The organism is Microlunatus sp. YIM B11417 (assembly GCF_059617205.1).
Genome location: NZ_JCAMPJ010000013.1, coordinates 106,002 through 129,415 on the forward strand (window position 1 = coordinate 106,002; position 23,414 = coordinate 129,415).

Below are 23,414 nucleotides of genomic sequence, written 5' to 3' on the forward strand. Positions count from 1 at the left end.
ACCCTTCGCCAGGCTCAGGGCACGAAAAGAACCCCCCGTACGGTCACCGTACGGGGGGTTTCTTTGATCTTGTCCCTAGATCAACAACGAGCGATCAGACCGGGTGGACCCGATCGGCCTGCGGGCCCTTCGGCCCCTGCGTGGTCTCGAACTCGACCCGCTGCCCCTCATCGAGGGTCCGGAAGCCGGTCGACTCAATTGCACTGTAGTGCACGAATACGTCCGGACCGCCGCCGTCAACAGCAATGAATCCGTAGCCTTTTTCGGCATTGAACCACTTGACGGTTCCCTGCGCCATGAACATCTCCTAGCATCTGCCTTCGCAGCCGCACCTCACGGCTCCGATTGCTGCTCGGGCGCCAGAGTGATCCAACGCCCACCGCAATAGCTCTGGGGGCGTAGCGCTAACCACGACACAGACCACTTGCAACAGCGGGAATAGCCTTGCACAAATCCCTTGGACCTGTGAACCCCTTCGGCCTCCGCGCGTCGCGCCGGCTCGCGGGCCGGGCCGGTCAGGGCAAGGCGGCGAACGCTGCGTCCCGCCAGGGTCCGAGTTGATCACCCGCGATGCGGCCCTCGGCCATCCGGACCCGCTCGCCGCGCAGCGGCGCGCCCTCCGCCAGCAGCTCGCGCAGCGCCTGCGTCTCGTGCCCGTCGGCGGGCCGGCCGTCGGCCCGGACCACCCGCCACCACGGGACCGCGGCGCCGTGGTGCGACATCACCCAGCCGACCTGGCGCGGGCCGCCGCGGCCGATCAGTTCCGCGATGTCGCCGTAGCTGGCGACCCGGCCCGGCGGGATCGCCTCGACGGCGCTGAGCACGAGCTCGATGAACTCCTCGTCCACGATGCGGCCACCCGTCCTGCTGTCCACCGCACGACCTTAGCCCCGACCCGCTCGTCCACGGATCGAGGCTGGGCGCCGGCGCCCGGACGGCGACCGGAATACTGGCGGGTGTGGATACCAGGATCGACCTGCGCCGCGGGGACGACCGGTTCGTCACCAGGACCGACTGGGCGACGACCCGGCACTCGTTCTCCTTCGGTGAGCACTACGACCCGGACAACGTCGGCTTCGGCGCGTTGCTGGTGGTCAACGAGGACGTCGTGGCGTCCGGCACCGGCTACGACCCGCACCCGCACCTGGACTCCGAGATCGTCACCTGGGTGCTGTCCGGCTCGCTGGTGCACACCGACTCCCGCGGCAACACCGGTGTGGTGCATCGCGGCCTGGCCCAGCGGATGAGCGCCGGCTCCGGCATCGTCCACTCCGAGCGCAACGACGCGTACCGGACCGATCCGAACCGGCCCGAGACGCCGGTGCACTTCTGGCAGATGTGGGTCCGGCCGGACGAGTCCGGCGTCGAGCCCACCTATCAACAGCGGGACCTGGACCCGGCCGCCCTGGACGCCGACTGGGTGCCGGTGGCGTCCGGCCGCCACCCGGACGCGGTGATCACGATCGGCTCGGCGGGCTCGACCCTCTGGGCGGTACGGGCAGCGGCGGGGGTCAGCCGGACCCTGCCGGACGGGCCGTTGCTGCACGTCAGCGTGGTCGACGGCGTGGCCGACCTGGAGTCGGTGGGCCGGCTCGCCGCCGGGGACGCGGTCCGGCTGCGTGGACACGGCGGGCTGCGGCTGACCGGCGTCGAGGACGCCGAGGTGCTGGTCTGGGAGCTGGCCGGATGACCGCCCGGACGACGTCGCCGACGCCCGAGCCGCCGCTGCTGATCCGGGTCACCGGGCGGGACCGGCCGGGGCTGACCCGGGACCTGCTGCGGCTGCTCGCCGAGGCCGGTGCCGAGGTGGACGACATGGAGCAGTTGGTGGTCCGGGAGCGGCTCACCCTGGACGTGCTGGTCCGGCTGGACAGCGCCGCGGACCGGGTGATCAAGGACGTCCTCTACTGGGCGTTCACCCGTGAGCTCAAGATCGACTTCGAACGGGTCGAGGCCCGTTCGGCCCGGGCCGGCCGGCGCCGGCACGTGATCACCGTGCTCGGCTCCCGGGTCGGGCCGGACAGCCTGGCCGAGGTGGCCGACGCGGTCGCCGAGCACGACGGCACGATCGACCGGATCTTCCGGCTGGCGACCGAGCCGGTGATCGCGTACGAGCTCGTGGTGATCACCGAACGGCCCGAGGAACTGCGCCGACGGCTGGTCGGCGTCGCCCAGCGCACCGGGGTCGACCTGGCCGTCCAGGCGGACGGCCTGGAGCGCCGGGCGAAGCGGCTGGTGGTGCTCGACGTCGACTCGACCTTGATCACCAACGAGGTGATCGAACTGCTCGCCGACGAGGCCGGCTGCGGTGATCAGGTCGCCGAGATCACGACCCGGGCGATGGCCGGCGAACTCGACTTCGAACAGTCCCTGCGGGCCCGGGTCCGGCTGCTCAAGGGGCTCGACCTGGCCGCCATCGAACGCGCCCGGGCCCGGATCACGCTGACCCCGGGCGCCCGGACGTTCGTCACGACGCTGCACCGGCTGGGCTACGCCGTGGCCGTGGTGAGCGGCGGCTTCACCCAGTTCACCGACGGGCTGAAGGCCGACCTCGGTCTTGATCATGCCTTCGCGAACACGCTGGAGATCAGCGACGGCGTGATCACCGGCGAGTTGCTCGGGCCGATCGTCGACCGCCCGGAGAAGGCGCGGCTGCTGGCCCGGATCGCCGAGCTGGAGGGCGTACCGACGTCGCAGACCGTAGCGGTCGGCGACGGCGCGAACGACCTCGACATGCTGGCCGCGGCCGGCCTCGGGATCGCGTTCAACGCCAAGCCGGTGGTCCGGGAGCAGGCCGACGCCACCGTGTCCGTACCGCATCTGGATGCGATCCTCTTCATGTTGGGCATCCGCCGCGACGACGTGGTGTCGACACGAGTAGAGCCTCGCGGCTGAAGCGGGGCGCCTGGCGACGCCTGGGCACGCACCTCGCGTCGTTCGACTTCGGTCGCGTTACGACCCGGTAGCCCTCCCTCGTCGGCCTAGCGATGTACGCACCCAGACGCCGCCAGACACCCCGCTTCAGCCGCGAGGCTCTACTAGGATCGCCTGCGTGACCCGGATCGCCCTGGCCCAGATCGTCAGCGGGCCCGACCCCGCCCAGAACCTGGAACTGGTCGCCGAGCAGACCGCCGCGGCCGTTGCCGCCGGGGCGAGCCTGGTGATCTTCCCGGAGGCGACCATGCGCTGCTTCGGCCGCTCGCTGGCCGAGGTCGCCGAACCGTTGGACGGGCCGTGGGCCACCCGGGTCCGGGAGATTGCGCGCGAGGCCGGGATCACGGTGGCGGCCGGGATGTTCACGCCGGCGGACGACGGCCGGGTGACCAACACGCTGTTGATCACCGGGCCGGACGGCGACGCCCGCTACGACAAGGTGCACCTGTTCGACGCGTTCGGCTTCACCGAGTCGCGGACCGTCGCGCCCGGCGCCGAACTGGTCGCGATCGAGGCGGCCGGACTGCGGATCGGCTGCGCCATCTGTTACGACGTACGGTTCCCGGAGCTGTTCACCGGCCTGGCCGACCGCGGCGCGCAGTTGATCATCGTGCCGGCGTCCTGGGGAGCCGGCCCCGGCAAGCTCGACCAGTGGCGGCTGCTGGTCCGGGCCCGCGCCCTGGACTCGACGACGTTCGTCGCGGCCTGTGGCCAGGCCGACCCGAGCACGATCGGGATCGAGACCGTCGGCACGGCGCCGACCGGGGTCGGCGGCAGCCTGGTCGTCGGGCCCGACGGGGCCGTGATCGCCGAGGCCGGGATCGGCCCGGAGCTGTTGCTGGCCGACCTCGACCCGGAGGCGATCGGCCCGGTCCGGGAGAAGCTTCCGGTGCTGGCCAACCGTCGGCTGGGCTGACCGATGGCCGCCCTGACGATTCTGTACGAGACCCATGCGACGACGACGGACAACGAGGCCGGCCGAGCCACCGGCTGGCTGCCCGGCGAACTGTCCGAGTTGGGCCGGCAGCAGGCCGGTGAGCTGGGGGAGCGGATCCGGGACCGAGGCCCGGACGCCGTCGTCGGCTCCGACCTGGCCCGGGTCCGGCAGACCGTCGGCCTCGGCTGTGCGGCGCTGGACGTGCCCGTGTTCTACGACTGGCGGCTGCGCGAATGCCATTACGGGCTGCTCGGCGGCGCGCCGAAGGAGCAGGTGCACGGGCCGACGATCACCCGGTTCCTGCGCAATCCGTACCCCGGCGGGGAGAGCTGGCTGGCCGCCCTGGACCGGGTCGACCGGGCCCTGGACGACCTGCGCGACCTGTTCCCGGGCGGCACCGTCGTCATGGTCGGCCACATCGCGACCCGCTGGGCGCTGCGCCGCCGGACCGAGGCGGTCACCGTGGACGAGCTGGCCGCGGAGGAGTTCCGCTGGCGGCCGGGCTGGAAGTACGTGATCTCCTGACCGCGCCCGGCGCCGCGCGTGCCGGATGATGATCAACCCCGTCGGCGACCGGTGCCGGCCTGCGTAAGGTCGAGCCATGGCTTCGGGTCGCGACCGGCTGGGCGGGGTGCCGCCGCGGCTGGTCGCCACCCTGGCGCTCGGCACCACGCTGAACCCGCTCAACTCGTCCATGATCGCGGTCGCGCTGGCCGTCCTGCAGCGCGAGTTCGACACCTCGGTCGCGGACGTCAGTTGGCTGGTCTCCGGGTTCTACGTCGCGGCCGCCGTCGGCCAGCCCCTGATGGGCCGGCTGATCGATCAGTTCGGGGCGCGGCGGCTGTTCCTGTTCGGGTTGGCGCTGGTCCTGGCGACGTCGGCGCTGATGCCGTTCGCGCCCGGGCTCTGGTGGTTGGTCGCGCTGCGGGTGGTGCAGGCCTTCGGCACCTCGACCGCGTACCCGGCGGCACTCACCCTGATCCGGGCCGCCGCGCCGCCGGGCAGCACGCCCGCCGGCGCGCTGGGCGCGATCAGCATGGCCAACTCCAGCTGCGCCGCACTCGGCCCGGTGCTCGGCGGGTTCCTGGTCGCCTGGGCGGGCTGGCCGGCCGTCTTCGTCGTGAACGTACCGCTGACCCTGATCGGGCTGGTGCTGGCCTGGAAGGTGCTGCCGCGGACCCGGCCGAAGCCCGGCCGGCGGGCATCCATCGACCTGCCCGGGATCGGCCTGTTCACCGCCACCCTGATCTCGTTGTTGATCTTCATCCTGTCCTTCGCGAACGGGCCGCGCTGGTGGCTGATCGCGGTGATCATCGCGGCCGGGCTGGCCCTGGTGCTGTGGGAACGCCGAGTGGCCGAGCCGTTCCTCGACGTCCGCGGGCTCGCCGCCAACCGGGCCCTGAGCTCCGTGCTGGCGCAGCAGGGCATGATCAATCTCACGTTCTACGCGATGTTCTTCTCGCTGCCGCTCTGGCTCGAGGTGGCCCGCGGCTTCGGCAGCGACGCGGCCGGCCTGATGGTGCTGCCGGTGGCCGGGCTCGGCATCGCAACCGTACCGCTGGCGGCGCGGCTGATCGGCCGGGCCGGGTCACGGCCCGCGTTGATCTTCGGCTCCTGCGTGCTGCTGGTCGCGACCCTGCTGATCCAGGTGCTCGGCGACGGTTCGCCGATCTGGCTGATCGTGCTGATCGCGCTGGCCTTCGGCATCCCGAACGGGTTCAACAACCTGGGCCTGCAGACCGCTCTGTACGACGCCGCCCCGGCCGACCGGACCGCGTCGGCGGGTGGCCTGTTCCAGACCTTCCGCTACCTCGGCGCGATCCTCGCCACCGCGATGATCGGGCTGATCTTCGAACGGGACCTGAGCAGCAACGGCCTGCACCATCTCGGCCTGCTGATGACCGGCGGCGCGGTGCTCGTCCTGCTGCTCGCCCTGTTGGTCAGCCGGCGCCGTGCCGAGTCCGCCGATTGACGGGGTGGCATCACTGTCGGTGGCGTCTGGTGCACTACCGTCGACTTGTCAGGCGAAGAAGGACACCATGTATCAGCTGATCCGCACCCCGCGGCCGGCGGCACCGATGCCGGAGCTGGATCCGACCCAGCAACGCGTCGTCGACCATCCGGGCGGGCCGCTGCTGGTGCTGGCCGGCCCGGGTACGGGGAAGACGACGACCCTGGTCGAGTCGGTGGTGGACCGGATCGAGCGGCGCGGGCTGCGGCCGGAGTCGATCTTGGTGCTGACGTTCTCGCGCCGGGCCGCCGGTGAGCTGCGGACCCGGATCGCGGCCCGGCTCGGCCGGTCGGTGGCGACGCCGCTGGCGATGACGTTCCACTCGTTCTGTTACGCGCTGATCCGGCGGTTCTCCGCGGTCGACCGGTCCGGTCAGGCGATCCGGCTGCTGACCGCGCCCGAGCAGGAGTTCCGGGTCCGGGAGATCCTCGAGGGCAGTCCGGAGACCGGCCGGGCGGACTGGCCGGCCAGCCTGGCGGCGGCCTTCCCGACCCGCGGCTTCGCGGCCGAGGTGCGGTCGGTGCTGGCCAAGGCGCGGCAACTGGGGATGGATCCGGAGGACGTGATCGACGCCGGTGAGGCGGCCGGCCGGCCGGAGTGGGTCAGCGTCGGCCAGTTCTTCGACGAGTACCTCGACGTCCTCGACTCGGAACGGGTGATGGACTACGCGGAGCTGGTGCACCGGTGCCGGATCCTGCTGGCCGACCCGGTGATCCGCGACACCGTACGGTCCGAACTGGCGGCCGTGTTCGTCGACGAGTACCAGGACACCGACCCGTCCCAGGTCCGGCTGCTGCAGGCGATCGCCGGCGACGGCCGCGACGTCGTCGCGGTGGGCGACCCGGACCAGTCGATCTACGCGTTCCGGGGCGCCGAGGCGCGCGGCATCCTCGACTTCGGCGACGCCTTCCCGACCGCGTCGGGTGACCGGGCACCGGTGATCGCGCTCGGCCGGACCCGGCGGTTCGGCAAGGCGCTGCTGTCGGTCAGCCGCAACCTGGCCGACCGGATGAGCCTGCCGCGGCCGCTGCCGCCCGAGGTGTACCAGAGTTACCGGCACCCCGAGCCGACGCCGGACCTGCCACCGGGCCGGATCGACGTCTTCACCTGCGCCAGCACCGGAGCTGAGGCGGAGCACATCGCCGACATCCTGCGCAGTGCGCACCTGCGGGACGGGGTCCGCTGGTCCGAGATGGCGGTGCTGGTCCGGTCCGGCCGGCGCAGCATCCCGCCACTCAGCCGGGCGCTCAGTGCGGCCGGGATCCCGATCGAGGTGGCCGGCGACGAGATCCCGCTGTCCGCCGAGCTCGCGGTCCGGCCGCTGCTGCTGGCGCTGCAGGTCGCGGCGACCGGCCGCCGGATCGACCAGGAGCAGGCCCAGACCCTGCTCACCTCGCCGCTCGGCGGCCTGGACAGCCTCGGCCTGCGCCGGCTCGGTCGCGCGCTCCGGTCCGCCGAACGGGCCGAACTCGCCGGAGCCGGCCTGCCCCGGCTGTCGGCCGAGCTGATCGCCCGGGCCCTCAACGACCCCGACCTGCTGGCCGAGCTGCCCGCCGCGCCGGAGCGCGACCGGGCCGCCGGCCTGGCCGCGTTGCTGATCGACTGCGAGAAGTTGATCATGAACGGCGGCTCCGCGGAGGAGGCGCTCTGGCTGCTCTGGACCGGCACCGGCTGGCCGGACAAGCTGCGCCGCGAGGCGGCCGGCGGTGGTGAGCCGGCCCGCCGCGCGGACCGTGACCTGGATGCGATCTGCGCGCTGTTCGACGTCGCCGGCCGGTCCGAGGACGTGGTCGGACTGCGCGGCGTCACCGGATTCCTGGCCGAGGTGGAGGGGCAGCAGATCCCGGCCGACACGCTGCGCGAGGCGGATCTGCGCGGCGAGGCAGTACGGGTCCTGACGGCGCACCGGTCCAAGGGACTCGAGTGGCCGCTGGTCGTGGTGGCCGGCGTGCAGGAGGGCGTCTGGCCCGACGTCCGACGGCGCGGCTCCCTGCTCGAACCGGACCGGTTGTCCCGGCACGGCCTGGCCGACGACGTACCGACCGCGATCCGGATCGCCGAGGAGCGGCGGCTGTTCTACGTCGCCTGCACCCGGGCCCGGAACCGGCTGGTGATCACCGCGGTCGCCGGCACCGAGGGGGAGGGCGACCAGCCGTCGCGGTTCCTGGCCGAGCTCGGCGTGACCGTACGGGACCTGCCCGGCCGGCCCCGCCGGCCGCTGACGCTGCCGGCCCTGGTCGGCGAGCTGCGCGCCGCGAGCGTCAACGCCGACCTGCCGCCGGTGCTCCGCGAGCAGGCCGCGCTCCGGCTGGCCCGGCTGGCCGACGCCCGCGACGACGACGGCCGGCCGCTGGTGCCCGCCGCCGATCCGCAGCGCTGGTGGGGGATGCTGCCGCTCAGCGACGACAACCCGTCCCCTGAGCCTGTCGAAGGGCCAGGCCCGGATCGCCCGGGCCCTTCGACAAGCTCAGGGAACGAAGGTTCGGTTCCGCCGGTTGTCGCGCCGGATGCGCCGATCCAGTTGTCCGGCAGCCAGCTCGCCTCGGCCCTGGCCTGCCCGCGGCAGTGGTTCCTGTCCCGTCGGGTCCAGGCCGAGCAGGCCCGTGGTTCGGCCGCCGGCTTCGGTTCGGTGATCCACGTCCTCGCCGAGCACGGCGCCCGGGACGGTGTCGACCCGGACCGGCTGGCCGACCACCTGGAGACGGTGTGGGACCAGCTCGACTTCGACGCCAAGTGGCTGTCCGCCACCGAACGCGTCGAGGCCGAGTCGGCCCTGGAACGCTTCGCCGCCTGGCAGCAGGCCCGGACCGGTCAGCAGCTGCTCGGCACCGAGGTCGAGTTCAGCACCGAGATCGACCTGGGACCCGACCGGGTCCGGCTGACCGGCGTCGCCGACCGGGTGGAACGCGATCCCGACGGCCGGATCCGGATCATCGACTTCAAGACCGGCCGGTCCCAGCCGGCCGCGGTCGACGTCGCACTGCAAGATCAACTCGGGGCGTACCAGTTGGCCGTCGCCCAGGGCGCGTTCGCCGAGGTGGCCGGCCCGGATGCCCGGCCGGCGGGCGCAGAGCTGGTCTACCTGCGGCTGGCGGACGGGGCCGAGCTGCCGAAGGTGTTCCAGCAGGCCTCCCTCGACGACGTACCCTTCCCGGTCTCGGACCCCGAACCCGAGGGCGATCCGGAACTGGCCGGGCAGCCGACCTGGGTGCACCGACGGCTGCTCCGGGCGGCCCGCACGATCCGTACCGAGACCTTCCATGCGACGGTCAACGGGTCCTGCCGGTACTGCCCGTTCGCCGGCAGCTGCCCGGCCCAGTCCGGTGGGCAGCGAGTGATTCCATGACGGTTCACGCGTTGCGCCCGGTGGCGGCCGCTCGCCGGTTCGAGGGCACCGACGACCTGATCGAGGCGCTCGGCATCCGGTTCTCCGACCAGCAGCTGGCCGCGATCACGGCGCCGCTGGAGCCGAGCGTGATCATCGCGGGCGCTGGTTCGGGCAAGACCACGGTGATGGCGGCCCGGGTGGTCTGGCTGGTCGGAATCGGCGCGGTGCGCCCGGAGGAGGTGCTCGGGCTGACCTTCACCCGCAAGGCCGCGGCCGAGCTGTCCGACCGGGTCCGGACGGCCCTGGTCCGGGCCGGCGTGGTCAGCGATCGCGGGATCGACGAGTCGGGCGAGCAGTTGATCATGACGTACGACGCGTTCGCGGCCCGGCTGGTGTCCGAGCACGGCCTGCGGATCGGCGTCGACTCCGACCCGACCATGATCAGCGGCGCGACCCGCTACCGGCTGGCCTCGCGAGTGGTCCGGGCCGCCGCGGGTCCGTTCGAGTTCATCTCGCGGCTGCGGCCGGGCACCGTGACCGATCGGGTGCTCCGGTTGGACGCCGACCTGCAGCAGCACCTGGTCGATTCCGGGCAGCTGGACCGGCACGCCCGGGACGTGCTGACCGGGCTGGCGTCGGCACCGCTGAACAACCGCGGCAACGTGTACGCCGACGTGAAGCGGGCCATGATCGCCACCGAGGAGCGGCTCGAGCTGGCCAGCCTGGTCCGCGACTACCAGGAGCTGAAGCGGCATCTCGGCGTGGTCGAGTTCGCCGACCAGATGGCGATCGCGGCACGGCTCGCCGCCGAGGTGCCGCAGGTGTCGGCGTCGCTACGGGCCGCGTTCAAGGTGGTGCTGCTGGACGAGTACCAGGACACGTCGGCGGCCCAGGCGATCATGCTCCGCGGCCTGTTCTCCGGCCGTACGCCGAGCGAGGGGCTGGGCCACCCGGTCACCGCGGTCGGCGACCCGTTCCAGGCGATCTACGGCTGGCGCGGCGCCGCGGCGAGCAACATCCTGCAGTTCGCCGGAGAATTCCGTACCGTCAAGGGCCAGCGCAGCCCGCGCTACGCGCTGACCGTGAACCGGCGCAGCGGGCACACCATCCTCGACGTGGCCAACGTGCTCAGCCGACCCCTGCGGGCGGAGACGCTTCCGGGCGCCGAGGACGCCGCGCAGGGGATGGGCCTGCTGCAGGCACCGGAGAGCGCCGGGCCCGGCACCGTACGGGCGGCGACGTTCGAGTCGTGGCCGGAGGAGGTCAGCTGGATCGCCGACCAGGTGATCATGATCAGGTCCGAACAGCAGGTGCAGGCCTGGGCCGACATCGCGATCCTGACCCGCCGCAACGCCGACATCGGACCGATCTATGCCGAGCTGACCAGCCGGGACATCCCGGTCGAGATCGTCGGCCTGGGCGGCCTGCTGAACCTGCCCGAGATCGCCGACGTGATCGCGACCCTGCGGGCGGTCGACGACGTGACGGCCAACCCGGACCTGATCCGGCTGCTCACCGGCCCGCGCTGGAATCTCGGTCCTCGTGATCTTGCCCTGCTCGGCCGGCGCGCCAAGGCACTGGCCCGCGACCATGATCATTCCGGGGCCGAGGACGGGGACGACCTGGTCTCGTCGCTCGAGCTCGCCGTCGCCGACGTCGACCCGACCGACGTGGTCAGCCTGCTGGACGCCCTGGAGAGTCCGTTCGACGAGCCGGGCACGCGGCCGGACGATGCCGAGCCGCGGTTCGGGTCGGACGGGAACCCGGGCTACTCGGCGGCCGCGCTGACCCGGTTCCGCCAGTTGTCCGGCGAGCTGGCGTACCTGCGTCGGCATGCCGAGGAGCCGGTGCTCGATCTGGTCCGTCGGGTGATCGGGATTCTCGGCCTGGACGTCGAGCTGACCGCGACGCCGGAGTTCGCCCGGTCCGCCCGCCGTGATCAACTCGGCGCCTTCCTCGATGCGGTGGCGGACTACGTGGACGTCGACGGCGAGGCGTCGTTGTCCGGGCTGCTGGCGTACCTGCAGGCCGAGATCGATCAAGGAAACGGGCTCGATCAGGCGGTGCCGACCGACCGCGAGGCGGTCAAGCTGCTCACCGTGCACAAGGCGAAGGGCCTGGAGTGGGAGGTCGTCTTCCTGCCCGCGCTGGTGAAGGGGACCTTCCCGAGTGACCGGGTGACCGACAACTGGGTGACCAACCCGGCCGTGCTGCCGGCCGACCTGCGCGGCGACGCCGACGCGATCCCGCAGCTCGGCGACACGACGAACTCGGCGATGGCGAGCTACAAGCGGGAGCTCACCGAGCAGCAACTCCTGTCCGAGGACCGGCTGGCCTACGTGGCGGCGACCCGGGCCAAGCAGTTGCTGATCGGGTCCGGCCACTGGTGGCGGGCGGAGTTGATCAAGCCCCGGGTGATCTCGACCTACCTGCAGACGATCATGGCGGAGGCGGCCCGGCAGGGGGAACTGGTCGCCGAGGCGCCGCCGCCCGGCGAGGCGAATCCGCTGGTCGTCGCCGCGGCGCCGCAGCCGTGGCCGAAGCCGTACGATCCGGATGCCCTGCGCCGGCGCCGCTCCGCGGCGACCGCCGTCGGCGAGGCCCGGGAGCGGAGGGCCCGGAGCGGGACATACGACGGTTCGACCGAGCCGCTGCTCCTTGATCACGAAGAGATCGTGGCGGCCTGGGACGACGACATCGAGCGGCTGCTGGCCGAGCAGCGGGCGGCCCGGACCCCCGATCGTTCGGTACGGCTGCCGGAGACCCTGTCGGCGTCGGCGGTGCTGCGGCTGAACGCCGACCCCACCGGCTTCGCCGCCGACCTGGCCCGGCCGATGCCGCGCCCGCCGTCGCGCGCCGCCCGGTTCGGCACCCGCTTCCACCAGTGGGTCGAACAGCACTTCTCCGGCACCCTGCGGACCGGCGGCGTCGGCCAGCTGCCCTTGATCGACCCCGACGAGCTGCCCGACCGCGCCGACAGCGGCGCCGCGGACGACGACGAGCTGCGCGAGCTCTGCCAGCGCTTCGCCGCCGGTCGGTTCGGCGCCGTGATCCCGTACGCGCTCGAAGCGCCGTTCACCCTGCTCCTCGGCGGCCGGCTGATCCGCGGCCGGATCGACGCCGTCTATCGCCTCGCCGAGGACGAGGACGGGCCGCGCTTCCAGGTGCTGGACTGGAAGACCAGCCGGATCGGCGACGCCGACCCGCTGCAGCTGGCGATCTACCGCGTCGCGTGGGCCGAACTCACCGGCCTTTCCCTCGACCGGGTCGACGCCGCCTTCTACTACGTACGCGACGACCGCCTGCAGCACCCCGCCGACCTCCCCGGCCGCCCCGAACTGGAGCACCTCCTCGCCGGCGACCCCACAACGCCCTGACCCCTCGGTCGGGGATGGCCTTGCGGCGCTAGGCGCCGACGTAGTCGGCGAGGTGTTCGCCGGTCAAGGTCGAGCGGGCGGCGACCAGGTCGGCCGGGGTGCCTTCGAAGACGATCGTGCCGCCCTGATTGCCGGCGCCGGGGCCGAGGTCGATGATCCAGTCGGCGTGGGCCATCACGGCCTGGTGGTGCTCGATGACGATCACCGACTTGCCGGCGTCGACGAGCCGGTCCAGCAGTCCGAGCAGTTGTTCGACGTCGGCCAGGTGCAGACCGGTGGTGGGCTCGTCCAGGACGTAGACGCCGCCCTTCTCGCCCATCTGCGTGGCCAACTTCAGTCGCTGCCGCTCGCCACCGGACAGCGTGGTCAACGGCTGGCCGAGGGTCAGGTAGCCGAGGCCGACGTCGGCGAGCCGGTCCAGGATCCTCTGCGCGGCGGGGGTGGCGCCGGGGCCGGTCGCGAAGAATTCGGCCGCGTCGGCGACGGACAGGGCAAGCACCTCGCTGATGTCCTTGCCGCCGAGCTTGTACTCGAGCACCTCGGCCTGGTAGCGCCTGCCGTCGCACTCCTCGCAGACGGTCGAGACACCGGCCATGATCGCCAGGTCGGTGTAGATCACGCCGGCACCGTTGCAGGTGGGGCAGGCGCCTTCGGAATTCGCGCTGAACAGGGCCGGCTTGACCCCGTTCTCCTTGGCGAAGGCCTTCCGGATCGGCTCCAGCAGTCCGCTGTACGTGGCCGGGTTGCTCCGCCGGGAGCCGCGGATGGCGCCCTGGTCGATCGTCACGACGCCGTCCCGCCCGGACACGGAGCCGTTGATCAAGGAACTCTTGCCGGAGCCGGCCACGCCGGTGATCACACAGAGGACGCCGAGCGGGAGGTCCACGTCGACGTTGCGGAGGTTGTTGGCGTTCGCTCCGCGCACCTCCAGGAACTCCTGCGCTGACCTGACCGACTCCTTGACCGAGGCCCGGTCGTCCAGGTGCCGGCCGGTCAGGGTGTCGCTCTTCCGCAGGTCCTCGACCGTACCCTCGAAGACGATCTCACCGCCCGCGGCGCCGGCACCGGGACCAAGATCGACCACGTGGTCGGCGATCGCGATCGCCTCCGGCTTGTGCTCCACGACGAGGACGGTGTTTCCCTTGTCCCGCAGGCGGAGCAGCAGGTTGTTCATTCGTTGGATGTCGTGCGGGTGCATGCCGATGGTCGGCTCGTCGAAGACGTACGTCACGTCGGTCAGCGACGAGCCGAGATGCCTGATCATCTTCGTCCGCTGCGCCTCGCCGCCGGACAGGGTGCCGGAGGACCGGTTCAGCGACAGATAGCCGAGGCCGATCTCGACGAAGGAGTCCAGCGTCTCCTGCAGCTTCGTCAGCAGCGGCGCGACCGACGGCTCCTTCAGCCCGCGGACCCAGTCGGCGAGTTCCGTGATCTCCATCGCGCAGGCGTCCGCGATGTTGATCTTCTTGATCTTGGAGGACCGGGCCAGCTCACTCAGCCGGGAGCCGTCGCACTCGGGACAGGTCTGGAAGGTGATCGCCCGGTCCACGAACTCGCGGATGTGCGGCTGCATGCCCTCCCGCTCCTTGGACAGCATGGACTGCTGGATCCGCGGGATCAGGCCCATGAACCAGACGTTGACCCCGTTCACCTTGATCCGCGTCTGCTCCTTGTAGAGCAGGGTTTCCAGCTCCTTCTTGGTGAACTTGCGGATCGGTTTGTCCGCGTCGAGGAAGCCGGACTGCTTGTAGATGGTGCCGTACCAGCTGTCCCCGGTGTGGTTCGGCACCAGCAGCGCGCCCTCGTTGAGGGACAAGGTGTCGTCGTACAGCTGGCTGAGATCGAAATCGGACACCCGGCCGACGCCCTCGCAGCGCGGGCACATGCCGCCGATGATCTTGAAGTCACGGCGCTCCTTGACCGTGCGGCCGCCCTTCTCGAAGTTGACCGCGCCGGCGCCGCTGATCGACGCCACATTGAAGGAGTACGCCTTCGGCGAGCCGATGTGCGGCTTGCCGAGCCGGCTGAACAGGATCCGCAGCATCGCGTCGGCGTCGGTCGCGGTGCCGACGGTCGAGCGCGGGTTCGAGCCCATCCGTTCCTGGTCGACGATGATCGCCGTGGTCAGCCCGTCCAGGACATCCACCTCGGGCCGGGCCAAGGTCGGCATGAAGCCCTGCACGAAGGTGCTGTAGGTCTCGTTGATCATCCGCTGCGACTCGGCCGCGATCGTGTTGAAGACCAGGGAACTCTTGCCGGACCCGGAGACGCCGGTGAACGCGGTCAGCCGGCGCTTCGGGATCTCCAGGCTGACCTCCTTGAGGTTGTTCTCCCGGGCCCCGTGGACGCGGATCAGATCATGGCTGTCCGCCGGGTGCCGGTCCGGGGCCGCCGTGCCGGCGGTCTGCTTCCGGGTCCTCGTCGCCGTGCTCATCGTGTCTCCATCGTGGTAGCTGGGTCCTGGTGCCGATCTAATCAGTCATTCGTCCTCGAGGAGGCCGAGGACGTTGCCGTCGGGGTCGGTGAACGTCGCGACCCGCCGGCCCGGGCCGACCTGGTGCGGTTCCTCCTGCACGGTGCCGCCGGCCGCGACGACCTCGGCCAGCTTCGCCTCGAGGTCGCCGACGTGCCAGTAGGCCACCGGCGCCGCCAGGCTCTGCGGCCCGCCGGCCGGCACCAGCCCGATGTGCTGCTCGGCGACGTCGAAGCCGACGTAGTACGGGGAGTCGGCCTGCGGTTCCAGGCCGAGCAGCGCGGCGTACACCTTCTTGGCGGCGGCCAGATCGGTGACGGGATGCAGGACGGTCTTGATGCCCTCGTTCGACGAGTCGGTCATCGGATTCTCCTTGTGTGGTTGACGTGGACGACGCGTTCACGCTAACCGCGGCAAGGAGCCGGGCACTTCTCGATTCCTGATCGATCAAGACCCCGGTCGGCGAGGGATCAGTCGGCGATGATCTTGGTCACCGCCGCGGCCAGTCGGTCGTAGTCGTCCACGGTGTTGTACGGCGCCGCGGCCAGGCGCACCTGGGGCCGCCCGTCCCGGAACGATACCGCGGCCTCGATCGCGTACTCCTCGGCGAGCCGGGTCGCCAGCCGGCCGGTCTGCTCGGCGTCGGTGAGCGTGTCGGGCAACCGGACCAGCCGCATCGTCGGCGCCGGGTGCGCGGCGAGGCCGTCCAGCGAGGTGCCGAACGCCTCGGCGAGCAGCCGTTGGCCGGTGCCGACCAGCTCGGCCTGGCGCTGCACCTGGTCCCAGCCGCCGAGCCGCTCCCAGAAGTCGAGACCGTCGCCGAGGGCGAGCCAGCCGGCGTAGTCCCAGGTACCCGGGTGGTCGAAGGCCGGCGCATAACCCTCGTTGAGTTGCCAGTTCATCGTGCTCGGGAAGGTACGTTCCCGCAGGTCGGACCGGGTCCACAGGGCGGCGGTGCCGCGGGGCGTGAACGCCCACTTGTGCAGGTTGCCGACCCAGTGCGCGGCGCCGAGAGCGGCGATGTCGGTGTCCAGCGTGCCGGGCACGTGGGCGGCGTCGACCAGCACCGGTGCGTCGACGGCCGCGGCGATCTCGGCCACCGGCAGCACCGTCGCGGTCGGTGCGGTGATCTGGTCGACCACCACCAGGCGGGTCCGCGGACCGACCTGCGCGGTGTACGCGGCGACGATCTCGGCGTCGTTCGCACCAAGATCGAACTCCGCGATCTTGATCACGGCGCCGCGCCGGTCGGCCCAGTTCTGGGCGGCGATCCGTACCGCTCCGTAGCCGTGGTTGCACAGGACCAGCTCGTCGCCAGGGGCGAGGTCGAGCGAGGCGAGCACGGAGGAGACGCCCTCGGACACGTTGCGGACCAGGCCGATCGCGTCCGGCTCGACACGGAGGAAGGCGGCGGCCCGTTCCCGCGAGCTCTTGATCAACGTCGGAAGTTCGCGGCCGTTGAAGCGGTGCGGGTTGAGCTCGGCGCGGTCCCGCCAGGCCTCGGCGGCGCGGCGGACGACGATCGGGGCGCAGCCGAAGGCGCCGTGGTTCAGATGGAGGACGTCCGGATCGAGTCCGAACTCGGCGAGAAGATCGCGGTTCACGGGCTCCGAGCGTACGCGGCCGGTCAGGTTTCGGCGCCGGGTGCCACGCATGTCGGCCGCCGAGTCTTCCGGTGAACGGCGGCCGAACCCTGTCTCGCGCGCTCGCCGTACCCATTGAACGGGGGCGCGGCATGTGATTGTTTTTCCTCCATGGGAAGCCGCTTGTTGGTTCTTGGCGCTGCCCTGGCGATGGTGCTGGGGATGGTCGGTCCGGCCACGCTGTCGTCGGCCGCCGAGCTCTCGTACGCGGGAATCCGGATCGTGCGGGCCGGCCCGGGCACACCGAGCGTCCCCGAGGTCACCCTGCCGGAGGGCTACGCGTTCGTGGCGGGGGAGAAGTTCCACGTTGCGAGCCGGGCCGAGTACTACACGTTCATCCAGGGGCCGCGCAGCGAGGCGGGCATCACGGTGACCGTGCGGTGGCCCGGCATCAAGATCAGCGACATCGTGTGGCGGGACAGCCACCTGAGCTTCGCCCGGCCGGACCGTGACACGGTGACCTTCACCGTGCCGGTGACCGCCGCGACGACCAACGCCGAGCAGCCGACCATCCAGGTCTGGAGCTCGATCCCGACCGTGCCCGGCGTCCAGTGGCGGATCGAACACAACGATCCGGACCGCGTCACCGGTCCGTGGACGACGGTCGCCTGGCCGGCCGGCCAGGTCACCTCGGTGATCAGCTACCTGGTCGCGACCGAGGCGGTCCTGAGGGATTCCGGGCTCGCCGCCACCGCCGCCGGGAAGGGTCACACCTGGTACCTGATGGGCTTCGAGACCAACAACACGCTGCACCCGGACAACCCGCCGCACTGGCACCTGGCCTACTACGCCGGCCCGAACACCAGCGCGAAGGCGTACCTCCCGCACTTCTGGTTCGACCAGCTGGGCAAGAACTTCTACAACGGCATGGACGTCAGCGGCCAGGGCCGCCTGAAGTTCTACGTCGGCGACCCGGCCCCCATGTACGACTTCGCCGGCAACCTGGTCGCCACCACCGTCATCCGGGAGGACGGCGGCCTGGACATCATCAATCCGGAGAACCGGACCTATTCGATCAAGCCCGGCCGGGACGCGACCTTCCTCAACGAGATCAACGTGACCCGGGACGGCAAACCCTGGCTGACCATCCGGACCTCCGACGACGTCAAACGAGGCCTGATGGTCTTCACCGTCACCGACCGCCAGCGGCCCGGCCAGAGCCGGAGCACCGTGTACGAGTACGACCGCCTGACCGGGGTGCTGAAGAGTTGAACTTCAGGCGGCCGGGGTGGGTCGACGACCAAGGCCCGCCTGGCAGTTCGGTGCTGACCACTGATTCCCGCCCTCGGCAGCTGTCCTACTTGCTGCCGTGATCCACTGGGATCCGCGTGAGCTCAGCCACGGCAGTTCCGCCGCCGACCGTGTCATCGTTACCGGATTCAACTGACCTTGACCCGAAGATCTTCGCCACCTGCCAAGTTGCGCCCGCGAATTCGAAGGAATCTCCTTCGGTCAGGTTCTCGAGGTCACGGGCTCCAGCCTTGTCCGCTATCCCCAATCCGATGACTCGATGCCCACTCTCATCCACGTCGCTGTCGCCGACGATGCTCCCATGGTCAGGAAAATCTTCGCGGATTGTCGCCCGAAGGACGATCGTCTCGGGAAGGCCATCACTCATCGTGTTCCTCACTTCAAGGTAGTGTAGTAGCCGGCTTGACTGCCGTCGGACTGGAATCGTCGAAAGTAATTCCAGAACGTCCTGGCATCCATGGGAGGGGGATCGGATGAATTCCCATACTCGTCAGATCCCCAGGGGTTGCGGACGTGTATCTTGTCGTCCTCGATTTTTACGACCTCGTAGGCATGGCTAAAAGCGAACACGCGCCGAGAGAATGGATGTGCTTCACCTGGGATCTTCCCTCTCGATCCTACGAGGATCGGTTTGCCATCCGAAAGACGATCCTTGAACTCATCAAGCAGGGTCTGCTCGCCTTCGCTTTCGCCGGGTATCGATCGAACCTCTGCCTCGGAACCTGTGACCTGTGCGAGGAGATCTGCTCGTTGGAATGGGTTCGAGCCTATGTCGAGTCGGTTGTAGCCGGACGGGCCCTTCGCGGGGGACGGCTGGAGATTGGCTCGAGTCCGTGCGGTGTCGACAGCGGCCTTGCGGTAATCGAGCCATGCCTGGTCCCAGGCTGCTTGCTCGGTTCCGGTCCATGTTTGGTCCTGTGCGGCGACGGCTTTCTCCAGGAGGGCTGCCCAGCTTGAGGTTTCGGCCTTCATGCCCGCAAGAGGCTGTCCGGACCTGTCGCTCCGAACAGGAAGTTCGTCGCTGAGCTTGTAGGTCACGGTGTTGCCGGTCGGTCTTGCCACCGGATCACTGAAGGTCGCCGGGGTGACCTCGTGAAGTGTGACTCTGTACTCCCCAGCTCCGGCTTCCTTGATGCAGTTCTGAATTGCCTCGGGTCGGTGGCCAGCTATGGCCCCCAAGGTCGAGACGATGCCACAATCCCCGAGTGATCCTTGCTTGGTCTGTTCGCGAATCGGGGGCCCGTCGAACAACGGAATTGGATGTTGCTGATCGCGGACGAGATACCTGTCATAGGTCGTCGGAGGGAAAGTTGGATAATAGTCAGTTGTTGCATGTGGATCGATGGCGTCGACTTTCCGGTCGGCGCCTTCCAATGGAAGCTCGGCCTCGAGTTCGCTCAGTCCGGTGGAGCCGTGTTCCGGATCCGGCCGCACCTCGTCATGCTCATCTGGCACAGAGCTGTCGGGCTGGGCAGGGGCAGGCCGAGCCGGATCGATCTCGTCGACTGCTGAATGGTCGGCGCCGGTGTCAACCGCACGTCCAGCCTGAGCGTGGCTTTCCGTCAGGCCTGCGGTCGGGCCGTCGGCTTGCCGAGAGTCTTGCGAGTGCGGTTCCTGCGGCGGCTCGCCTGCAGACAGGCCGGGGGCCGTGTCGACTTCGATGCCGAATCCATCCACCTCGGCGGCCCCTGCCGCGTAAGCCCTCGGCTCCATGTCGGTTTCGGATGCCTCCTCGGGATCATCATTGTCGTCGGTTGCTGCCAAAGTGCCCGGTCGGTCACTTGGCGATCTTGGGTCGGCATGGACTTCCTGTCCAAGGCGGTCAGGTTTCCCGGAGCCGGAGTTTTCGGCCGCTGACTTATCGGGATCTGGGGCTGATCCATCTGGACTTGTGGCCGACTCCGTCCCGAAGTCTGTCCGCTCCCGGTTAGCATCGGCGTACCCGGCGGATCTTGCCCCCGCCTCATCTATTCGTTTGTTGCGCTGGAACCGGAGTTCGGCGGCAGTGAGACCGTTGGCGTCGGTCATGATGGCCGTTCGATATTGATCACTCGAAGGCGTAGGACTCGAGTCCGACTCCTCGTGGTGGGAGTCGCGGTCGTCGCGTCTCACCGGCTCGTCCGAAGGATCGTCGCGCTCGGTGATCGGCCGATCCGGGCGCACGTTCTCGGCGTTCCGCGGGCCCGGATGTTCGCGCGCGCTCTGTATGTCGTCCTTTGCCGTTGAATCTGCGTTGGCCTCCTCCACGCGCTGGTTACGCAGGAAGCGGAGCTCTGCAGCGGTCAGACCGTTCGCGTCTGTCATGACGGCGGTGCGTGGGCGTACGTGGGCGTTCAGAACCGTCGTGTCGGGGGCCTTGCCTGCCGGATCATCCGGCTTGTCGCTGTGTCCGTTCGTGTCGAGAGGCATCACACACCTGCTTCCGTCTCCGTACCACGCGGATTACCCGCTCGAGCCGCCTCGGCGAAGCGTTCGCCGGGCCATGTGGCATCGGAGAACTCGGTCAACGCCGCGTCGAGCCGCACCTTCCAGTCCGGATCATGGAGTCCGGCTCCGATGGCGGTGAAGAGCCGCGGCTCGGCCTCTTCCCCGATGCCGACTCGGAACGCGACCTCGTCGCGGTGGTCGAGGTCGCGCTCGGCTCGCTCGCGCGCGAGTCGCAGCTTCTCGGCGAGGGTGTCACCGAGGATCGGTTCGCCGAGTGCCTGCTCCCACTGGCGGATCCTCACTTCGCCGTCAGCAAGTTGTTCCCTGGCCATGACCACCAGTTCGCCGTGAACGGCCGACCAACGGTACGGGCGGGCGACCCAGGTCAGGTCGAGCTCGTCCTTGACCGGGCCGTCGCCGTTGTCGATCATGGTCCGCAGCGTGGCGATGACTCGCTCGCCGAAGACGGCAGTTCCGGCCGGCAGCATGGAGGAGCGAGCCGCGACGGCTCGATCGACGGCATGCGAGAGGGCGCAGTCGCGGGTACGAGCGTCCATCGTGATCAGACGATCACGCAGGCCTTCCCTCGGCTCCGGGGTGGGCCAGCCGGTCAGGTGGGCGACGACGGCCAGTTCGGCCCAGATGGTGATCAAGGGGTCGGTGTCGAGGAGGCGTTCGGCGGTGCGGAGTTGGCGCAGGGTGCAGGGGGATCGGTCACGGCAGTCGGCGCCGCAGGAGGAGCTGCGGCGTCCGACCAGAGCGGCGGGGCCGTCGGGGACGGCCTCGGCCTGTTCCCGGGCGGTGCCGTCGGGCATGGCGGCGAGGAGGGGGTAGTCCATGCCGTCGGTGAAGACGGCGGCTTGGCCGGGGGTGAGGGTGACCAGGTAGTCGGACTGGGCCTCGGTGATGTTCATGGTGGCGCCGACGGCGTCGCGGTCGTCCTGGGCGGGGAGGCGGTGGACGATCTTGATCGCGGTGTTCTTGATCACGTCGGGCAGCAGCTTGGACGGGATCTGTTCGGCGATGATCAAGCCTTCGCCGTACGCCCGGATCTCGGCGAGCAGGTCGGCGAACATCTCGACGGCATGGGCGGCGGGTCCCTCGGTGGCGTTGCGGAGCAGGCGGTGGGCTTCCTCGAAGACGCTCAGGTGCCGCAGCCCGGAGAGTCGTTGTTGATCATGTTTCTGCAGCAGTCGCAGGTGCTCGACCAACCTGATCAACACGGTGCCCATCAGGAACGCCTTGTCGCGGTCGTCGCCGACGTCCTCGATCTCGAAGACGACATTGGAGCGGAGCAGTGCGTCCACGTCGAGCGGATGACCGCCCTCGAGGAAACGGCCGGTGGTGCCGAGGCGCAGGCTGGCCAGCCGTACGGAGATGAAGCCGCGGACGTTGTCGGTGATCTCGCGGCCGTACCCGATGTCCTCGACCACGGCCATCGCGGTCCGCTGCAGATCGCCCAGAGTCGGATACGCCGGATCGGTGCCCGGCTCGGCCGCCTCGCCGAGCGCGAGGTCCCAGCCGGCCTCCTCGTAGCACCGCGTCAGCGCGGCCGACAGCACCTGCGGGAACGGCTCGTCCGCCTCGAACGCGGCCAGGAACAGGGCCCGGACCAGATCCAGGTGGGTCTGCAGGGGATAGCGGCGGCCGTCGGCGTCGACGCCCGGCTCGAGCGGATTGAGCCCGGCGGGCACGGCGTCCGGATCACCGGGCCGAATCGCGATCACTCGCTGACCGGTGCCGGCCAACCGGGCTGCCATCAGCCGGTACTCGGCCTTGGCGGGCTCGACCACCAGCCAGGGCAGACCGGCGCCAGCGGCGTTCTCCAGCATGCCGCGAATGGTCTGCGACTTGCCGGCGCCGGTCGCGCCGCAGACGAAGGTGTGCCGGTTCAGGCTCGACCGCGGTACGGCCAGCGGACCCGCCGGCAGCCGGTTCCGGTCGAGCACGGTGCCGAGCGCCAGACCGGGCCCGGTGCTTTCACCGCCGATCAGGGGTTCCGGTGTGACGTCGAACTCGGGCCGCAGCCGGAACCGTACGCCGGGCAGTTCGATCGACGGCGGCGTCGCGATCGCGGCCAGCATCGGCGTTCCGACCAGGGTCCCGGTCGATTCGTCGGGGGCGAGTGCCTCGTCCAGGTCGGTGGCGGCGCGCCCCGGCCTCAGCGCGTACGGCAGCTCGACGGTGTCGGCCGACGCGCAGACCAGAGCCGCGATCCGCCGGGCCGCCTCGGGGGTCCGGCCGCCGGCGGCGAAGCCGATCCGCCACAGTCCGGTGGTCACCGCCTGGGACAGCTCGCGGTGCCGGGCCTCGAGCCGGCTGGTCAGCACGGCGTAGTCCGGTGACGCCTCGCCCCGTGCCGCGGCCCGCCGCTTCTCGTTGCCGACCGCCGCGATCGCCTCGTCGAGGTCCTCGCCGGCGACCGGCTCGGCCACCAGCACCCAGCTGAACGGCCCGTGCCAGACACCGAGCAGGCAGTCCTCCAGCGACGGGCGCAGCGGTTCGGGGCCGGACGGCTCGGCTCGGTCCTGCACCAGCAACGGGTCGCTGACCACGGAGATCGAGGTCCAGGCCGGCACTCCGCGCAGCACCTCGGCGAACTCGCCGGGCCGCTCCGACCGGCCGCGACCACCGGCCGGCAGGCTCAGCAGGGCCGGCTCGTCGTCCCGTACCGCGGGGGAGACCAGCCCGGCGCCCGCGATCCGTACTTCCACCGGGCCGGCGGCCGACGCCCGGTGCCAGCTCACGGCCACCGGCCCGGACTCGGCGTGATAGGCGGAGACCAGGGCGGCGAGTCGTCGCTGCCGGTCGGTCGGCGGCGCGTCGCCCGCGCCGTCTGCCGCACCGGTCGGCCGGGGGATCTCGGACAGGATGCAGCCGGCCAAGCCGTCCAGGCCGCCCGCCATCGACCGTCGGCTCCCGCTCGTCATGATCAGGCACGATAGCCCGCCGGGCGCCGCTCGATCGACCTCCCCGACGGGTCCCGGCGACTGATAATTTGTGAATCCATAGTCCCTGACCCGGCATCCGGAG

The 23,414-nt window shown here is 70.5% G+C and carries 16 protein-coding genes; 8 read left to right on the plus strand and 8 right to left on the minus strand.

What is annotated here, in order from left to right; genetic code table 11:
• Positions 1 to 94: 94 nt before the first annotated feature.
• The gene (locus AC6CCG_RS32765; protein ID WP_377497455.1) at positions 95 to 298 is read right to left on the minus strand and encodes a cold-shock protein; all 204 of its coding nucleotides are present in this window, start codon (positions 296 to 298) and stop codon (positions 95 to 97) included.
• A 217-nt stretch (positions 299 to 515) separates the two neighbouring features.
• Complete coding sequence (locus AC6CCG_RS32770; protein ID WP_496659058.1) at positions 516 to 875, minus strand: MGMT family protein; 360 nt, start codon at positions 873 to 875, stop codon at positions 516 to 518.
• Positions 876 to 958: 83 nt separating this feature from the next.
• Here AC6CCG_RS32770 and AC6CCG_RS32775 point away from each other — a divergent pair, with 83 nt between their 5' ends.
• From AC6CCG_RS32775 to AC6CCG_RS32805, 7 genes are all read left to right on the plus strand, one after another.
• Complete coding sequence (locus AC6CCG_RS32775; protein ID WP_496659059.1) at positions 959 to 1,690, plus strand: pirin family protein; 732 nt, start codon at positions 959 to 961, stop codon at positions 1,688 to 1,690.
• Positions 1,687 to 2,895 carry a phosphoserine phosphatase SerB gene (gene serB / locus AC6CCG_RS32780; protein ID WP_496659060.1) on the plus strand — a complete coding sequence of 403 codons (1,209 nt, stop codon included), beginning with the start codon at positions 1,687 to 1,689 and terminating at the stop codon, positions 2,893 to 2,895. Before AC6CCG_RS32775 ends, serB begins: the two co-directional genes overlap by 4 nt.
• Before the next feature lie 157 nt (positions 2,896 to 3,052).
• Complete coding sequence (locus AC6CCG_RS32785) at positions 3,053 to 3,850, plus strand: carbon-nitrogen hydrolase family protein (RefSeq protein ID WP_496659061.1); 798 nt, start codon at positions 3,053 to 3,055, stop codon at positions 3,848 to 3,850.
• Positions 3,851 to 3,853: 3 nt separating this feature from the next.
• Positions 3,854 to 4,396, plus strand: coding sequence for a histidine phosphatase family protein (locus AC6CCG_RS32790; protein WP_496659062.1), 543 nt, complete (start codon positions 3,854 to 3,856; stop codon positions 4,394 to 4,396).
• A gap of 76 nt (positions 4,397 to 4,472) precedes the next feature.
• Positions 4,473 to 5,843, plus strand: a complete 1,371-nt coding sequence (locus AC6CCG_RS32795) for an MFS transporter (protein WP_496659063.1) — start codon at positions 4,473 to 4,475, stop codon at positions 5,841 to 5,843.
• Between the two features lie 67 nt (positions 5,844 to 5,910).
• Positions 5,911 to 9,228 carry an ATP-dependent helicase gene (locus AC6CCG_RS32800; RefSeq protein WP_496659064.1) on the plus strand — a complete coding sequence of 1,106 codons (3,318 nt, stop codon included), beginning with the start codon at positions 5,911 to 5,913 and terminating at the stop codon, positions 9,226 to 9,228.
• Positions 9,225 to 12,587, plus strand: coding sequence for an ATP-dependent helicase (locus AC6CCG_RS32805; RefSeq protein WP_496659065.1), 3,363 nt, complete (start codon positions 9,225 to 9,227; stop codon positions 12,585 to 12,587). The genes AC6CCG_RS32800 and AC6CCG_RS32805 overlap by 4 nt, the downstream gene beginning before the upstream one ends.
• A gap of 28 nt (positions 12,588 to 12,615) precedes the next feature.
• Here the strand turns inward: AC6CCG_RS32805 and AC6CCG_RS32810 are convergent, their stop codons facing one another.
• The 3 genes from AC6CCG_RS32810 to AC6CCG_RS32820 all read right to left on the minus strand — a co-directional run bounded on the left by AC6CCG_RS32810 (position 12,616) and on the right by AC6CCG_RS32820 (position 16,664).
• Positions 12,616 to 15,021, minus strand: coding sequence for an ATP-binding cassette domain-containing protein (locus tag AC6CCG_RS32810; protein WP_496659066.1), 2,406 nt, complete (start codon positions 15,019 to 15,021; stop codon positions 12,616 to 12,618).
• 45 nt (positions 15,022 to 15,066) lie between these two features.
• A complete protein-coding gene (locus AC6CCG_RS32815) occupies positions 15,067 to 15,423 on the minus strand; it encodes a VOC family protein (RefSeq protein ID WP_496659067.1) in 357 nt (118 codons plus the stop codon).
• A gap of 107 nt (positions 15,424 to 15,530) precedes the next feature.
• Complete coding sequence (locus AC6CCG_RS32820; protein WP_496659068.1) at positions 15,531 to 16,664, minus strand: aminotransferase class V-fold PLP-dependent enzyme; 1,134 nt, start codon at positions 16,662 to 16,664, stop codon at positions 15,531 to 15,533.
• A gap of 150 nt (positions 16,665 to 16,814) precedes the next feature.
• Between AC6CCG_RS32820 and AC6CCG_RS32825 the strand changes: the two genes are divergently transcribed.
• On the plus strand, positions 16,815 to 17,915 hold the full coding sequence (locus AC6CCG_RS32825; protein WP_496659069.1) for a hypothetical protein: 1,101 nt from the start codon (positions 16,815 to 16,817) through the stop codon (positions 17,913 to 17,915).
• An 85-nt stretch (positions 17,916 to 18,000) separates the two neighbouring features.
• Here the strand turns inward: AC6CCG_RS32825 and AC6CCG_RS32830 are convergent, their stop codons facing one another.
• Genes AC6CCG_RS32830 through AC6CCG_RS32840 form a run of 3 tightly spaced genes read right to left on the minus strand, consistent with a single transcriptional unit; the run spans position 18,001 to position 23,311 of the window.
• Positions 18,001 to 18,333: a hypothetical protein gene (locus tag AC6CCG_RS32830; protein WP_496659070.1), complete on the minus strand. Its 333-nt coding sequence runs from the start codon at positions 18,331 to 18,333 to the stop codon at positions 18,001 to 18,003.
• Entirely contained in the window at positions 18,330 to 20,363 is a 2,034-nt protein-coding gene (locus AC6CCG_RS32835; RefSeq protein WP_496659071.1) for a C2 family cysteine protease, read from the minus strand. The genes AC6CCG_RS32830 and AC6CCG_RS32835 overlap by 4 nt, the downstream gene beginning before the upstream one ends.
• Positions 20,363 to 23,311, minus strand: a complete 2,949-nt coding sequence (locus AC6CCG_RS32840) for an ATP-binding protein (protein WP_496659072.1) — start codon at positions 23,309 to 23,311, stop codon at positions 20,363 to 20,365. The genes AC6CCG_RS32835 and AC6CCG_RS32840 overlap by 1 nt, the downstream gene beginning before the upstream one ends.
• Between the last annotated feature and the right edge of the window lie 103 nt (positions 23,312 to 23,414).